The following is a 15469-nucleotide window of genomic DNA, read 5'->3' on the forward strand; positions in this document are numbered from 1 at the left end:
CCGCCTTTCCTCGGTTTACCCGCAAAGAAGTGAACGTTGAAACTGATTCACACAGGAACTTCACGCCAAGCATAAACACTTGGTCGCGGCACCCGAAAGTGCCATCTACGTCAAGACTGTTCAGGCAGGCAAGCAGTCGATCGACCGGGGGACTTCAGACCTCCATCAAAAGCAGACGGGCCAGGGGATGTCTCCCCTGGCCCGCGTGTCGTCGGAAAATTGTCACAACATGCAGCTGACGCAATTTTCCACCTGCGTGCCGTCCAGCGCCATCTGCCGCAGCCGGATGTAATACAGCGTCTTGATTCCCTTGCGCCAGGCGTAGATCTGCGCCCGGTTGACGTCGCGAGTGGTCGCGGTGTCCTTGAAGAACAGCGTCAGGCTCAGCCCCTGGTCCACATGCTGGGTGGCCGCGGCGTAGGTGTCGATGATCTTCTCGTAGCCGATCTCGTAGGCGTCCTGGTAGTACTCCAGGTTGTCGTTGGTCATGTAGGGCGCCGGGTAGTAGACCCGGCCGATCTTGCCTTCCTTGCGGATCTCGACCCGCGCCACGATCGGGTGGATCGACGACGTCGAGTGGTTGATGTAGGAGATCGATCCGGTCGGGGGGACGGCCTGCAGGTTCTGGTTGTAGATCCCGTGGGTCTGCACCGATTCCTTGAGCCGGCGCCAATCGTCCTGTCCCGGGATCCGGATGCCCGCCTCGGCGAACAGCTCACGCACCCGCTCCGTCTTGGGCTCCCACACCTGCTCGGTGTACTTGTCGAAGAACTCGCCGGAGGCGTACTTGGAGTTCTCGAAGCCCACGAATGACGTACCCCGTTCCAGGGCAAGGCGATTCGACGCGCGCAGTGCGTGGTACAGCACTGTGTAGAAGTAGATGTTGGTGAAGTCGATGCCCTCTTCGGATCCGTAGAAGATCCGCTCCCGGGCCAGGTACCCGTGCAGGTTCATCTGGCCCAGCCCGATGGCGTGCGACTGGTTGTTGCCCTGCTCGATCGACGGCACCGACCAGATGTGGGTCTGATCCGACACCGCGGTCAGCGCCCGGATGGCGACCTCAATGGTCTGGCCGAAGTCGGGCGAGTCCATCGCCTTGGCGATGTTGAGCGACCCCAGGTTGCAGGAGATGTCCTTGCCCACCTTGGCATAGGACAGGTCGTCGTTGAACTCCGACGGAGTGGAGACCTGCAGGATCTCCGAGCACAGGTTGGAGTGGGTGATCTTGCCCGCGATGGGGTTAGCCCGATTGACGGTATCTTCGAACATGACGTACGGGTAACCGGATTCGAACTGCAGCTCGGCCAGGGTCTGGAAGAACTCGCGCGCCTTGATCTTGGTCTTGCGGATCGCGGCGTTGTCGACCATCTCGTAGTACTTCTCGCTGACGGAGATGTCGGCGAACGGCACCCCGTAGAACTTCTCGACGTCGTAGGGCGAGAACAGGTACATGTCCTCGTTCTTCTTCGCCAGCTCGAAGGTGATGTCGGGGATCACCACGCCCAGGCTCAGCGTCTTGATCCGGATCTTCTCGTCGGCGTTCTCCCGCTTGGTGTCCAGGAAGCGGTAGATGTCGGGGTGGTGGGCATGCAGGTACACCGCACCGGCTCCCTGACGGGCGCCGAGCTGGTTGGCGTAGGAGAACGAGTCCTCCAGCAGCTTCATGATCGGGATGACCCCGGAAGACTGGTTCTCGATGTTCTTGATCGGGGCGCCATGCTCGCGAATGTTGCTGAGCAGCAATGCCACTCCACCACCACGCTTGGACAGCTGCAGGGCGGAGTTGATCGATCGGCCGATCGACTCCATGTTGTCTTCGATGCGAAGCAAAAAGCAGCTGACCGCCTCGCCGCGCTGCTTCTTGCCGGAGTTCAAGAACGTCGGGGTGGCGGGCTGGAAGCGGCCGTCGATGATCTCCTCGACGAGTTGCTCGGCCAGCTTGGTGTCACCGGCGGCCAGGGTCAGCGCCACCATGCACACCCGGTCCTCGAACCGCTCCAGGTAGCGCTTGCCGTCGAAGGTCTTCAGCGTGTAGGAGGTGTAGTACTTGAACGCCCCCAGAAAGGTCGGGAACCGAAACTTCTTGGCGTAGGCCCGATCCAGCAGTGACTTGACGAAGTTGCGCGAGTACTGGTCGAGCACCTCGCGCTCGTAGTACTCCTTCTGGATCAGGTAGTCGAGCTTCTCGTCCTGATTGTGGAAGAACACCGTGTTCTGGTTGACGTGCTCCAAGAAGTACTGACGGGCGGCCAGCACATCCATGTCGAACTGGATCTTGCCGTCGGCGTCATACAGATTGAGCATCGCGTTGAGGGCGTGGAAGTCCAGCTCGCCCACCGGAACGCTGCGGGTGGTTGGGGCTACCTGCTCTGCAGTTGCAGCGGTTGGTGGCATGCTTCGTCCTTCCAGAAATCAGCCAAGCCCGCGCGGACGGCTTGTACGTCCTCGTCGGTTCCCATCAATTCGAATCGGTACAGGTACGGCACTCCGCACTTGCGGGACACCACGTTGCCGGCGTAGCAGAACTCCGCGCCGAAGTTGGTGTTGCCGGCCGCGATCACGCCACGCAGTAGCCGCCGGTTGTGTTCGTTGTTCAAAAAAGCGATGACCTGCTTCGGCACGTAGCCGCCCTGGTCCATATCGGGCTGGTGACGTCCGCCGCCGTAGGTCGGCAGGACCAATACATAGGGGTGGTCGATCTCGATGCGTCCGTGCAGCGGGATCCGGATCGCCGGCAGGCCGAGCTTCTGCACGAAGCGGTGGGTGTTCTCCGACACCGAAGAGAAATACACCAGGCTGCATTCCGACTCCGCAGACATGGCGACCCCCTTCAGCTCTCAGTCAGACTCCACCCGTACCCGACCCGACGAACGGCCGCTACGCGCTCAGCGCGGTCTGCGACAGCGCCTTGATGCGGTCCGGCCGAAACCCCGACCAGTGCTCGTCGCCGGCGACCACGACCGGGGCCTGCAGGTAGCCCAGCGCCATGACGTAGTCACGGGCGTCGGGGTCCAACGAGATGTCGACCTTCTCGTAGACGATGCCCTGTTTGTCCAACGCCTTGTAGGTGGCGTTGCACTGCACGCACGCGGGCTTGGTGTAGACAGTGATGCTCATGGCGGCAGACTCCTCAGCGAATCGTCGACAACGAACGGGTGACGGATCGGGCACTACGTTTCAGCGGGCCGTCAGGACTTTCCGTTCTCCAGCTCCGCAGCCGTGGCAGAGCACCCAATAGGTGCCGGTTGCCGCGGCCCGGATAACTGGAAGATCCCGGGCCTGTCGGTCCCCCGAACACTACACCTAGTGGTCATCCCTCGGGGTTAATACTAGATGTTCTGAACGACATTGTTGAAATTCGCTGGTCGTAAGCTTGCGACGCCATCCGCGTCGGCGTGTCGCATCTCACATTCTGACGTCTTTCTCCTCATAACCGCAGGTTTACCACTCGGCACCGACACGGGAGCGGGGCAAGCCGCCGACGACCACCGGACAGCAAACCTTTCGGCGGCGCGACTCAGCGCATACCGGCAGGTACCGACTCCGGCGGATTCTCGGCATCTACCTGAGCCGGACCCGTGTTGTGCCGCTGCAGACGACCACCCACTACACCCAGCAACACCGGGACCAGCGAGACTGCGATGACCGCCAGCAGAACCAGGTCGAGGTGGGCCCGGACGAACCCGATACCGCCCAGCAGATACCCCAGCAAAGGAACGCCCGCACCCCAGGCCACGGACCCCGCGATGCTGTAGGCGGTGAAGGTGCGGTGGCGCATTCCGGACGCCCCGGCCAGGACCGGTGTGAGCGTCCGCGCCACCGCCACGAAGCGCGCCAGAAAGACCGTCGCCTTGCCGTGGACGGCGAAGTAGCGCTGGGCCCGTTCCACCTGTCGATGGCCGAGCCGTCGGGCCGCCCGCGTCTCCAGGACCGCCGGTCCCGCCTTGGCACCGAGGAGATAGCCGCACTGGTCGCCGGCGATCGAGGCGGCCGGCACGCTCAGGACCAGCAGCCAGAGCGGAACCGCCGGGTGAACTTGAGCGGCCAGCACTCCCGCGGTGAACAGCAGCGAGTCGCCGGGCAGGAAGAAACCCACCAAGAGGCCTGTCTCGACGAACACGACCGCTAGCACACCCAACAGACCGAACGTGGCGATCAAGGTGTCGGGGTTGGTAGTAATTCCGGTCATGGCCCCAGCTTGTCCGCGAGGCGCTGTGGGACCGCTGAGAAGGCAGCCGGTCACGTGGTCGACCTCTGCTGTACTGGTGTCGTGCGGATATTGCTGGTCGAAGACGAGGCGCGACTGGCTGAGACCGTGCGTCGCGGACTGGCGGCCGAGGGCTTCGTCGTCGATGTCGAACACGACGGTGCAGAGGGCCTGGCCGCCGCCACCACCGGCGACTACGACGTAGTGGTGCTGGACATCATGTTGCCCGGCCTCAGCGGCTACCAGGTGGTCCGCGAGCTGCGGGCGCAGCAGGTGTGGACGCCGGTGCTGATGTTGTCGGCCAAGGACGGCGAGTACGACATGGCCGATGCCTTCGACATCGGCGCCGACGACTATCTGACCAAGCCGTTCTCGTTCGTCGTCCTGGTGGCGCGGCTGCGCGCATTGCTGCGCCGAGGCGCCCCGGCACGTCCGACATTGCTGACCGCGGGCACCCTGTCGCTGGATCCGGCGCGCCGCCGGGTGACCCGCGGCGACACGGTGATCATGTTGACGCCGCGAGAATTCGGTCTGCTGCAGTTCTTGATGCGACACCAGGATGACGTCGTCACCAAGGCCGACATCTTGCGATCGGTATGGGACACGCACTACACCGGCGACGAGAACGTCGTCGAGGTCTACATCGGGTATCTGCGCCGCAAAATCGACGCACCGTTCGGGCTCGCCACCATCGAGACGGTGCGCGGCGCCGGTTACCGGCTGCGCTCGGACCTCGACTCTTGATCGGGGAAACCCCGCTGCGGCAGTGAGACGGTGAACACCGCACCACCGGCGGCAGCATCGTCCACGGCAACGGTTCCGCGGTGGGCACGCACCACCTCTGCGACGATCGCCAGGCCGAGTCCGGTGCCACCCGAGGTCCGGGCGCGGGCCGCGTCGAGCCGGACGAACCGTTCGAAGATCCGGCTCCGGTCGCCCACCGGGATCCCCGGGCCGTCGTCGGCGATCGTGATGACCACGCCGTCGGAGGCCGGACGGCAGCTCAGCGTCACCGTGCTGCACGCGTACCGTGCCGCGTTGTCGACCAGGTTGCGAATCACGCGGGTCAGGGCGGCGCGGTCGCCGGTGACCCGGCAGGCCCGGATATCGGTCACGACGCTGACCGACCCGCTGCCGTCGAGTCGGTTCGCTTCGGCCACCATCAGGTCGTCGACGTCGACGTCCTCCCCGCGCAATCCCAGTGCCCCTTCGTCGGAGCGGGCCAGCAGCAACAGGTCCTCGAGAAGTCGGCTCATCCGGTGTGACTCCGGGAGCAGCGATTCGTCGATCAGTGCCCGGTCCATCAGCTCGGGCCGGGCACTGGCTAGCTCCAGCGCGGTGGTGATCGTGGCCAGCGGACTGCGCAGTTCATGCGAGACATCGCTGACCAGACGCAGCTGCGCGGCCCTGCCATGCTCCAGTCGAGACAGCATGGCGTTCATCGTCGTCGCCAGTTCGGCGATCTCGTCATGAGTTCGGGGAACCGGCACCCGCTCGGTCAGATCGGCGCTCGAGATCGACGCCACCCGGGTGCGGATCGCTTCCACGGGCCGTAGCGCGGCGCCGACCAGGCGGAAGGTCCCCGCCGCCACCAGCGCGATCAGAATCGGTGCACCCACCGCCAGCAGCACACCCACCACGGTCACGATCTCCTCGACCGGTTCACGGTCCACCCCCACCAGCACGGTGACGGGTGCTCCGTCGGCGGCAGCACCGCGAGCCGAGACCCAATACTCTTCGCCGGTAGCGGATTCGACGCGGCCGACATAGCGCGCTTGACCGTCGGCGAGGGCTACCGCGGCCAGCGGCGATCGGGGCGCGCCGTTGGAGGCGGCCCGGACGGCGCCCGACGCGCCGACGACCTGCACGACGGCGATGTGGCCATCGGTGGCCAGTAACGCCGACTCCATGTCGTCGAGGTCACCGGAGCGCAGCTGGGCGGCGATGTGTTCGGCACGCAGGCCGGCCGCGCTCTCGGCGGTCGATTCCAGCGACCGATACAGCACCAACAGCAGCAGCCCGCCCGCGATGGCGAGGCAGACGGTCATCACCGCGGCGGCGGCCAGCGCCGATCGGGTCCGAACACCGCTGTACAGCGAGCGAACCCGCTTGATGACGGCCCGCATCCGGTGCGTGTTGCCTCTCACCCCGCCTCCCGGTTCATCGCATATCGACCCAGCATGCCCGTCATCGTCGCCCGCCGCGGCTGTGATGGCACTGAGGCGGCCGCGGGCTTGCTCATGACGCCCATCCCGTCGCAGGCACCCGCTAACGTCCCGGGCATGCTGTCGACGCTGGCCGTACGGGGTTACCGCTCGCTGCGCGAGCTGGTGCTGCCGTTGAGTCCTCTCACGGTCGTGACCGGGGCCAACGGCACCGGCAAGTCGTCGCTGTACCGAGCGTTACGACTGTTGGCCGACTGCGGGCGCGGGGAGGTGATCGGCTCGCTGGCCCGCGAGGGCGGCCTGGAGTCGGTGCTGTGGGCCGGCCCCGAACAGCTCGGCGAGGCGCGCCGCAGCGGCGCCGCCGAGGGCAGCGTGCGCACTCGGCCGGTCTCGCTGGAGATGGGTTTCGCCTCTGACGATTTCGGCTACCTGGTCGATCTGGGATTGCCGCAGTCCCCCGGTGTCAACTCGGCGTTCGCTCACGATCCGGAGATCAAGCGGGAAGTGATCTTCGCCGGGCCGGTACCGCGGCGCGGCGCCACGTTGGTGAGCCGCACCCGGGCTTTCGCGCAGGCCAGCGTCGACGCCGGCGTCGAGGAACTGTCCCGGACGCTGCCGAGCTATCGGATCGTGCTCGCCGAATTCGCCCACCCCGGTGCCCATCCGGAGCTGGCCGCGGTCCGCGACCGGCTGCGCGACTGGCGCTTCTACGACGGCTTCCGGGTGGATGCCGACGCACCGGTGCGACGGCCCCAGGTCGGTACACGCACGCCGGTACTCGCCGGCGACGGCGTCGACCTGGCCGCGGCGGTGCAGACCATCATCGAGTCCGGCGATGACGAGCTGGACCGTGCGGTCGCAGCCGCATTCGACGGGGCGACGCTGTCGGTCAGCGCGCACGACGGCATGTTCGATCTGCAGCTGCGCCAGCGGGGCATGCTGCGCCCGTTGCGTGCCGCCGAACTGTCCGACGGCACCCTGCGCTTCCTGTTGTGGGCCGCCGCTCTGCTGAGCCCACAGCCACCGTCGCTGATGGTTCTCAACGAGCCGGAGACGTCACTGCATCCCGACTTGGTGGCGCCGCTGACCGAGCTCATCAGGGCCGCTGCCCCCCGAACCCAGCTCGTGGTGGTCACCCACACGCGCACCATGCCCGAACTGCTCGCCGCCGTGCCGGTTGCCGAAGCCGACGGCGACGACGCCGCGGAGATCGAGGTCTACAAGGACTTCGGCGAGACGCGGGTCGCTGGCCTGGGCCTGCTCAACACCCCGCCGTGGGACTGGGGCAGCCGTTGAGTGGTGTGGCGGCTCAGGAGCCGGGCAGCGACGTCTGCGAGGGGCGCAGCGCCCGGCTGAACAGCACGTTGGCCTGACGCATGGCCACGCTGTAGGGCAGCCAGGCCAGCCGCTTGAACGCGTACAGCGCCCGGATGTCACCGGAGGTGTAGACCAGGTAGCGGTTGCGCGCCACCCCGGCCAGGATCTTGTCGGCGGCCTTCTCCGGGGAGACGGCATGGCCGGCGAACCGGCCCACCCATTTCTCCACCTGCGGGTCCTCGCGGTCCACACCGGCGATCTCGACGGTGTGCACCAGCCCGGTCTTGACCGCACCGGGAACCACCACCGACACCCCGATCTTGTGCCGAGCCAGGTCGAAGCGCAGCACCTCGGACACGCCGCGCAGGCCGTACTTGCTGGCGGAATAGGCCGCGTGCCAGGGCAGGGCGACGATTCCGGCTGCCGAGGACACATTGACCAGGTGCCCGCCGCGGCCGGCGGCCAGCATCGGCGGAATGAAGCTCTCGATGACGTGGATCGGGCCCATGAGGTTGATGTCGACCAGCTTCCGCCACTGTTCATGGCTGAGGCGGTCGACGGTCCCCCACGCCGAGATACCGGCGATGTTCATCACCACGTCCATGGGCTCATGGCGCGCATGGATTTCTGCGGCGAACGCGGCGACCTCGTCGTAGTCAGCGATGTTGAGGGCCCGATGCTCGGGTACCAACGCACCCAAGGCGCGCGCATCGGCCACAGTTTCGGCCAGACCTTCGGCGTTGCGGTCGGTCAGGTACAGCTCGGCACCGAACTCAGCCAGCCGCAACGCGGTAGCCCGTCCGATCCCGCTCGCCGCTCCGGTGATGAAGCACCGCTTGCCCCGGTAGTACTGCGCTACGCGTGTCATGGGTGCAGACGATACCGGCGGTACCGCGCACCGCTGATGCAATCCCCAATCAAGCCGATCGCGCCACCCGGTGACTCGCCGGCTAGCTGTTGCGACCGCCCCACAGCGCGGTGCGCCACAACGCCTCGAGCACCTGCACGCCACGACCCACATCACCAGCGGGCCCCACGAAAGCGCCGTCTCCGGAAAGCATGTAGGCGGTGGTCGCGCCCAGGGTCCGCACCAGCGCGGGGACGTCGTCACTGATCGGGTTCGCGGTCCCCGCGGCAATCTCGTCGTTGACCACGGCGACGATCTGGTCGATCACCGCGTCGATCTGGGCGTCGAGCAGCTCCCGGATCTCGGCGTCACTGTTGCGCGCCAAGTTGCACGCCGACATCACCGGATCGTTGTGGGCGTAGACCGCAGCCGCGCTACCCACCATGCGCTGGGCGAATGCCTCCGTCGATTCGTCGGCGCCCCGCGGCGCGAAATAGTGCGTCAGTTCTTCGAGCTCGTGCGTGGCCTCGGCCAGGATGTGGGCGAGCACAGCGTATTTGGAGTCGAAGTAGAAATAGAACCCCGAGCGGGCCACCCCTGCCCGGTCGCTGATGGTGCTGACCGACAGTTCCGCGAAGGGCTTTTCCTCCAGCAGCTCCCGCACCGCCTGAACAATCGCCTGGCGTTGCTTGTCGCCCCGGCGCACGGGCAGATCGTCGGGAGACCGCCCGCCTGCGCTGTCCTCAGTGTTCACCTTTGCACCTTGCACCACGCCGGGCTGGATTCAAACTTGACAGGCGTCAAATTTGATCCAAGTATTAGTGACCAAGTGACGGCTACCACAGCCTATCGGGCCGCTAAGGAGCGTTCGTGACCACCATCAGTACCCCGCGTTACCTGCTGGACCAGGCCAAGCGCCGGTTCACCCCGACCGTGAACACCATCCCCGGCATGGGTTTGCTCGAGAAGCGGCTGATGAACGTCGACTGGCCGCAGCGTACTTTGGCGACCCCGCCGGCGGGCAGCGGCCTCAAGCCGGTAGTGGGCGACTCCGGTCTGCCGCTGCTGGGACATATCGTCGAGATGTTCCGTCAGGGCCCCGATTTCCCGCTGCACCTGTACAACACCCGCGGCCCGGTCACGTTCGCCGACTCGCCGATCCTGCCCTCGATCGTCGCGTTGGGACCCGACGCCACCCAGACGATCTTCACCAACAAGAACAAGGACTTCTCGCAGAAGGGCTGGCTTCCGGTTATCGGGCCGTTCTTCAACCGCGGCTTGATGATGCTGGAGTTCGACGAGCACATGGCGCACCGGCGGATCATGCAGTCGGCCTTCACGCGGCCCCGGCTGGCCAGCTACGTCGAGGACATCGACCGGGTGGCTTCGGCGATCGTGGCCGACTGGCCCACCGACGACGGCCGCTTCTTGGTGTACCCGGCGATGAAGGAGCTGACTCTCGACGTCGCCTCGGTGGTGTTCATGGGCCACGAGCCGGGCAGTGACCACCAACTGGTCACCAAGGTCAACCGTGCCTTCGAGCAGACCACCCGGGCCGGCGGCGCCATCATCCGCACCGGCCTGCCCCCGTTCAAGTGGTGGCAGGGCCTGCAGGGCCGCAAGCTGCTCGAGGACTACTTCGTGGAGCGAGTCAAGGAGCGTCGCAAGGTCGAGGGCACCGACATGCTCACCGTGCTCTGTCACACCTCCGACGAGGACGGCAACAGCTTCTCCGATGCCGACATCGTCAACCACATGATCTTCTTGATGATGGCCGCCCACGACACCACCACCTCGACGGTGACCACGATGATCTACCACCTGGCCGCACACCCCGAGTGGCAGGACCGCGCCCGCGACGAGTCGACGCGGCTCGGCGACAGCCCCTTGGACATCGAGTCGCTGGAGAAGCTGGAGACCCTCGACCTGGTCATGGACGAGTCCTTGCGGCTGGTGACTCCCCTGCCGTTCAATATGCGCCAGACCGTGCGCGACACCGATCTGTTGGGCCATTACGTACCGGCCGGTACCAACGTCGTGACGTGGCCAGGGATGAACCACTGGCTGCCCGAGCTGTACACCAATCCCCGTCAGTTCGACCCGGAGCGATTCCTCGAGCCGCGGTCGGAGCACAAGAAGCACCGCTACGCCTGGGCCCCGTTCGGTGGCGGCGCGCACAAGTGCATCGGGATGGTGTTCGGACGCCTCGAGATCAAGACGGTGCTGCACCGGTTGCTGCGCCAGTACCGGATCGAGCTGTCGCATCCCGGCTACAAGCCGCGCTGGGACTACGGCGGCATGCCCATCCCGATGGACGGCATGCCGATAGTCCTGCGCCGGCTGTAGCCCCCGCGCGCCTGACACATCACCTCCTGACACGCCGGCGCCACTCAACCCGGAACTTCGCGGCGCGCCACGCTGGAGTCGGCCTTGACAGTCGTCAAGTTTGATCCAAGGATGGCGGGCAAGTGACGGGCGCCACAGCCCGTCGGGCGCCGTAAAGGAGCGTCGGTGACGACGATCAGCACGCCGCAGTACCTGATCGACCAGGCCAAGCGCCGGTTCACCCCGTCGTTCAACAACTTCCCCGGTATGGGGGCGCTGGAGAAACGGCTGTTGAACATGGAGTTCCCGGAGAAGAAGCTCGCCGAGCCGCCCCCGGGCAGTGGCCTCAAACCGGTCCTCGGCGACTCCGGGCTGCCCATCCTGGGGCACATGATCGAGATGCTGCGCGGCGGCCCTGACTACCTGATGCGCATCTATCACACGCACGGGCCACTGTTGTTCGGCGATTCGCCCGTCTTGCCCGCCGTCGCAGCACTGGGACCCGATGCGACGCAGGTCATCTACTCCAACCGCAACAAGGACTATTCGCAACAGGGCTGGGTGCCGGTAATCGGGCCGTTCTTCAACCGGGGCCTGATGCTGCTGGACTTCGAGGAACACATGTTCCATCGCCGGATCATGCAGGAGGCGTTCGTACGACCCCGCCTGGTCGGCTATGTCGAACAGATCGACCTGGTCGCCTCCCAGGTGATCGCCAACGACTGGGTCACCGACGACCCGCGCTTCCTGCTGTACCCCGCGATGAAGGAACTCACCCTCGACATCGCCGCGCTGGTGTTCATGGGGCACCAGCCCGGCACCGACCGCGAGCTGGTCACCAAGGTCAATAAGGCGTTCACCACGACGACCCGGGCCGGCAACGCAGTGATCCGAACCAGCGTGCCGCCCTTCACCTGGTGGCGTGGCCTCAAGGCGCGCGAACTCCTGGAGGCCTACTTCACCGCCCGGGTCCAGGAACACCGCGGCAAGGAAGGCAACGACCTGCTCACCGCGCTGTGCTCGGCCGAGGACGAAGACGGCAACCGGTTCTCCGACATCGACATCGTCAACCACATGATCTTTTTGATGATGGCCGCCCACGACACGTCGACGTCGACGGCCACCTCGATGGTCTATAACCTCGCGGGCAACCCGGAATGGCAGCAACGCTGCCGTGACGAATCGGATCGACTGGGCGACGGACCGCTCGACATCGAATCTCTGGAGAAGCTGGAATCGCTCGATTTGGTGATGGACGAATCGATTCGCCTGGTGACACCGGTGCAGTGGGCGATGCGCCAGGCAGTCCGCGACACCGAGCTACTGGGCTACTTCATCCCCCAGGGCACCAACGTCATCGCATACCCCGGCGTGAACCACCGTCTCCCCGAGTTGTGGACGGAGCCGATGAAGTTCGACCCGGAACGGTTCACCGAGCCGCGCAGCGAGCACAAGCGGCACCGCTACGCGTTCAATCCGTTCGGCGGCGGTGCGCACAAGTGCATCGGCATGACATTCGGCCGCCTCGAAGTCAAGGCGATCTTGCACCGGCTGCTGCGACGGTACCGGCTGGAGTTGCCGCGCCCCGGATATCGGACACGCTGGGACTATGGCGGCATGCCCATTCCGGCGGACGGGATGCCGATCGTCTTGCGCCAGCTCTAATTGCGCCGTCGCCTTCCACTCACCGCGCAGACGTATCGCACTCCGCCGTGAGAAGCCGGTTGACGCAAGTGACAACAGCGTCCACGGCTGAGCGTCCAGCCTCGGGGGCAAACCCCACCGCCCAGGCCGTCTCGCGACCGTTGGAACCGTGGATGAACGTCGCCGTCTCGGTGCCGCAGCGGAGCTGATGGAATCCGAGGATTTCCAGCGTGATACCCCGCTCGTACAGCATCTCGGTCAGTGCGGCCAGCGGACCGTGCGCCGCTGCGGTGCACGTGCCGGTCCGATCTCCGATGGCGATTGTCGCCTGGTAAGTGCGGCCCTGGAGCCCCAGCCGTGCCGCGGGGCGATCGACGTCCAGGCAACGCCAGCGGCCCAGCCGCAGCGGTCCGGCACAACGCCCGTAGTTGGCCACAAAGCCTTCCCACGTGAGCTGTTCGCCCGGGTCGCGCAGTTCACGCGGTAGTCGGGTGTCGAATCGGTCTGCGAAGGATGTGCTGGCCATAGTGCGGTCTTTTCTGCTCGAAGAGAGCGACCGACGGGAGTAGCTTCCGACCCACAGCGGGGGGTCGGTCTGGATCAGACCCCGCTGCGGGTGCCGGCTACTACGACTGGATAACGCATGGTGTCACTCAGGCTAATCGCGCGGCCGCTGGACGCGCAACGCATTTATCGACTGGCGTCGAGATCGATATCAATTCAAGATGCGGCGGGCCACGTTGGTGGTCACCAGGTCCAGCAGTTCGTCGCTGCGACCGGCCAGGATCGTCCGGATCGCGTAGAGCGAGAAGCCTTTGGCCTGTTCAGCGGTGATCGCCGGCGGAATCGACAGTTCCTGGCGTGCGGTGACGACGTCGACGACCGCTGGTCCGTCGTAGGCGAACGCCTCGGTCAGCGCCGCTTCCAAATCGGCCGGCCGCTCCACCCGCCTACCGAACATGCCCAGCGCGGTGGCGACGGCGCCGAAGTCCGGATTCTCCAGCTCGGTACCGAAGTTGACGATGCCGGCGGCCTTCATCTCCAGTTCGACGAAGTTCAGCGACGAATTGTTGAACACGATCACCTTGACCGGCAAGCGATTCTGCGTCAAGGTCAGCAGCTCGCCGAACAGCATCGCCAGGCCACCGTCGCCGGCCAACGCGACAACCTGCCGCTTCCGATCGAAGGACTGAGCGCCGATCGCGTGCGGCAGCGCGCACGCCATGGTGCCGTGGTTGAACGATCCGATCAGTCGCCGTCGCCCGTTCATGGTCACGTACCGGGCCGCCCATACCACCGGGGACCCGACGTCGACGGTGAAAACCGCGTCAGCTGAGGCCAACCGATTAGCCACCGCGGCAACATATTCGGGACGTATCGGCGTGCGGTCTCGATCGTTGGACGCCAGCGAGTCGAGTCGCTGGCGGGTCTTGCGGTAGTGCTTGAGCGACCTTTCCAGGTGACTGCGGTCATTCTTGGGTGCCAGCAATGGCTGTAACGCGGCGACGGTGTCGGTAACCGTGCCGAGCAGCCCGAGATCGATCGGGGTGCGCCGGCCGAGGTTTCGACCGCGAATGTCGACTTGAATGATCTGCGCACGATCGGGATAGAACTGCTGGTAGGGAAAGTCGGTGCCCAGCATCAGCAACACATCGGCTTCGCGGATCGCCTTGTACCCGGACGCGAAACCCAGCAGTCCTGTCATACCGACGTCGTAGGGATTGTCGTACTCGATGTACTCCTTGCCGCGTAACGCGTGCACGATAGGCGCTGCCAAGGTGTGCGCCAACTCCATCACCTGGCCATGGGCGCCGGCAACTCCGGCACCGGCCAAAATGGTGACGTTGGCGGCCGAGTTGAGCATGGCCGCGGCCGCCCGCAACCCCTGCTCGTCGGGGTGGCATACCGATCCGGTGGGCCGCACCGGACGCGCCCCCCAGGCGGTCTCGTCGAGACGGTGACCGAAGATCTCGCCCGGCACCACCACGACGGCGACGCCGTTCTCCTCCACCGCCGCACGCATGGCCAGCTCCAAGATTCGCGGCGCCTGCTCGGGGGTGCTGACCAACTCGCAGTAGACACTGCACTCACGAAATAGGTTCTGCGGGTGGGTTTCTTGGAAATACTCGGAGCCGACCTCGGCGAGCGGGATGTGGGCAGCGATCGCCAGCACCGGCACCCGGCTGCGCTGCGCATCGAACAGGCCGTTGATCAGGTGCAGGTTGCCGGGTCCGCAACTACCGGCGCATACCGCCAAACCACCGCGCAAAGCCGCCTCCGCGGCGGCCGCGAACGCAGCGGTCTCCTCGTGGCGCACCTGTTCCCAGCCGAAGTCGCCGGCCCGGCGGATCGCATCGGTGAGCCCGTTGAGGCTGTCACCGGGTATCCCGAAGATGCGCCGCACCCCGCTGCGCTGGAGAACGGTAATGACATGGTCGGCGACGGTTACCACTACGCGTCCTCCTCCTTCTGGACGAGTGTGCGGAGTTGTCCGGCGTCACCAAGGACTTTGGCGGACAACTCTGCACGCTCGTGCAAAGGTCAGGGCAAACGCTACTTGATCAGCGGGTCACGGGGCATCCCCAGAATTCGCTCGGCGATCTGGTTGCGCGTCACCTCCGAGGTGCCGCCGGCGATTGCGATACCGCGCGCCCCCATCACCATCCGGCCCGCCATTGCGCCCGGCCCGTCATCCAGGGCGACGTCGGGACCCAGCAGCGCGGCTCCGATGGCCGCACCATCACCCATGTGCTCGGCCAGCTTGAGCTTGGTGACGTTGCCCTCGGGTCCGGGACCGGCGCCGGCGATGCTGCGCGCCACCCGGCGCAGGTTCAGCAGCCGCAGCGCGTGCTCGTCGGCGACGAACCGGCCGATCCGGGCCGCGGCGTCGGCCACCGAATTCCGGTGCTGCTGAGCCAGGGCGATCAGTCTCTGGTCCACCCCGGCGGCTGTCTCTTATACACA

At 65.8% G+C, this 15469-nt stretch carries 13 protein-coding genes and 1 pseudogene; 4 read left to right on the forward strand and 10 right to left on the reverse strand.

Translation table 11 applies throughout. The annotated features are described in order from the left end of the window. Positions 1 to 222: 222 nt before the first annotated feature. From nrdE to LI94_RS08440, 4 genes are all read right to left on the reverse strand, one after another. A complete protein-coding gene (gene nrdE, locus LI94_RS08425) occupies positions 223 to 2394 on the reverse strand; it encodes a class 1b ribonucleoside-diphosphate reductase subunit alpha (RefSeq protein ID WP_046300908.1) in 2172 nt (723 codons plus the stop codon). Continuing rightward, the gene (gene nrdI, locus LI94_RS08430; protein WP_046300909.1) at positions 2361 to 2819 is read right to left on the reverse strand and encodes a class Ib ribonucleoside-diphosphate reductase assembly flavoprotein NrdI; all 459 of its coding nucleotides are present in this window, start codon (positions 2817 to 2819) and stop codon (positions 2361 to 2363) included. Before nrdI ends, nrdE begins: the two co-directional genes overlap by 34 nt. Positions 2820 to 2877: 58 nt before the next feature. Further along, positions 2878 to 3117, reverse strand: a complete 240-nt coding sequence (locus LI94_RS08435) for a redoxin NrdH (RefSeq protein WP_046300910.1) — start codon at positions 3115 to 3117, stop codon at positions 2878 to 2880. A gap of 400 nt (positions 3118 to 3517) precedes the next feature. Then, a complete protein-coding gene (locus LI94_RS08440; RefSeq protein WP_082105703.1) occupies positions 3518 to 4189 on the reverse strand; it encodes a DedA family protein in 672 nt (223 codons plus the stop codon). Positions 4190 to 4270: 81 nt separating this feature from the next. Between LI94_RS08440 and LI94_RS08445 the strand changes: the two genes are divergently transcribed. Then, a complete protein-coding gene (locus LI94_RS08445) occupies positions 4271 to 4951 on the forward strand; it encodes a response regulator transcription factor (protein ID WP_046300911.1) in 681 nt (226 codons plus the stop codon). Here LI94_RS08445 and LI94_RS08450 read toward each other — a convergent pair. Then, complete coding sequence (locus LI94_RS08450; RefSeq protein WP_046300920.1) at positions 4921 to 6333, reverse strand: ATP-binding protein; 1413 nt, start codon at positions 6331 to 6333, stop codon at positions 4921 to 4923. The two genes, LI94_RS08445 and LI94_RS08450, sit on opposite strands and share 31 nt — an antisense overlap. A gap of 156 nt (positions 6334 to 6489) precedes the next feature. Between LI94_RS08450 and LI94_RS08455 the strand changes: the two genes are divergently transcribed. Further along, complete coding sequence (locus LI94_RS08455; protein ID WP_046300921.1) at positions 6490 to 7668, forward strand: AAA family ATPase; 1179 nt, start codon at positions 6490 to 6492, stop codon at positions 7666 to 7668. Positions 7669 to 7681: 13 nt separating this feature from the next. Here the strand turns inward: LI94_RS08455 and LI94_RS08460 are convergent, their stop codons facing one another. Together LI94_RS08460 and LI94_RS08465 are read right to left on the reverse strand one after the other, a co-directional pair. After that, positions 7682 to 8557, reverse strand: coding sequence for an SDR family oxidoreductase (locus tag LI94_RS08460; protein WP_046300912.1), 876 nt, complete (start codon positions 8555 to 8557; stop codon positions 7682 to 7684). Positions 8558 to 8639: 82 nt separating this feature from the next. Next, a complete protein-coding gene (locus tag LI94_RS08465; RefSeq protein ID WP_036456910.1) occupies positions 8640 to 9290 on the reverse strand; it encodes a TetR/AcrR family transcriptional regulator in 651 nt (216 codons plus the stop codon). A 116-nt stretch (positions 9291 to 9406) separates the two neighbouring features. Here LI94_RS08465 and LI94_RS08470 point away from each other — a divergent pair, with 116 nt between their 5' ends. Further along, positions 9407 to 10882, forward strand: a complete 1476-nt coding sequence (locus LI94_RS08470; protein ID WP_024440257.1) for a cytochrome P450 — start codon at positions 9407 to 9409, stop codon at positions 10880 to 10882. Positions 10883 to 11047: 165 nt separating this feature from the next. Then, the gene (locus tag LI94_RS08475) at positions 11048 to 12526 is read left to right on the forward strand and encodes a cytochrome P450 (RefSeq protein ID WP_024440258.1); all 1479 of its coding nucleotides are present in this window, start codon (positions 11048 to 11050) and stop codon (positions 12524 to 12526) included. A 19-nt stretch (positions 12527 to 12545) separates the two neighbouring features. Here LI94_RS08475 and LI94_RS08480 read toward each other — a convergent pair whose 3' ends face one another. The 3 genes and pseudogenes from LI94_RS08480 to LI94_RS08490 form a co-directional block, all read right to left on the reverse strand. After that, entirely contained in the window at positions 12546 to 13031 is a 486-nt protein-coding gene (locus LI94_RS08480) for a homocitrate synthase (RefSeq protein ID WP_024440259.1), read from the reverse strand. A 189-nt stretch (positions 13032 to 13220) separates the two neighbouring features. Next, a complete protein-coding gene (gene poxB, locus LI94_RS08485) occupies positions 13221 to 14957 on the reverse strand; it encodes a ubiquinone-dependent pyruvate dehydrogenase (RefSeq protein WP_046300913.1) in 1737 nt (578 codons plus the stop codon). A 101-nt stretch (positions 14958 to 15058) separates the two neighbouring features. Further along, positions 15059 to 15448, reverse strand: a pseudogene (locus LI94_RS08490) (acyl-CoA dehydrogenase family protein); the annotation flags it as partial. Positions 15449 to 15469: the final 21 nt, after the last annotated feature.

Source organism: Mycobacterium sp. UM_Kg27 (assembly GCF_000972905.1).
Classification (GTDB): domain Bacteria; phylum Actinomycetota; class Actinomycetes; order Mycobacteriales; family Mycobacteriaceae; genus Mycobacterium.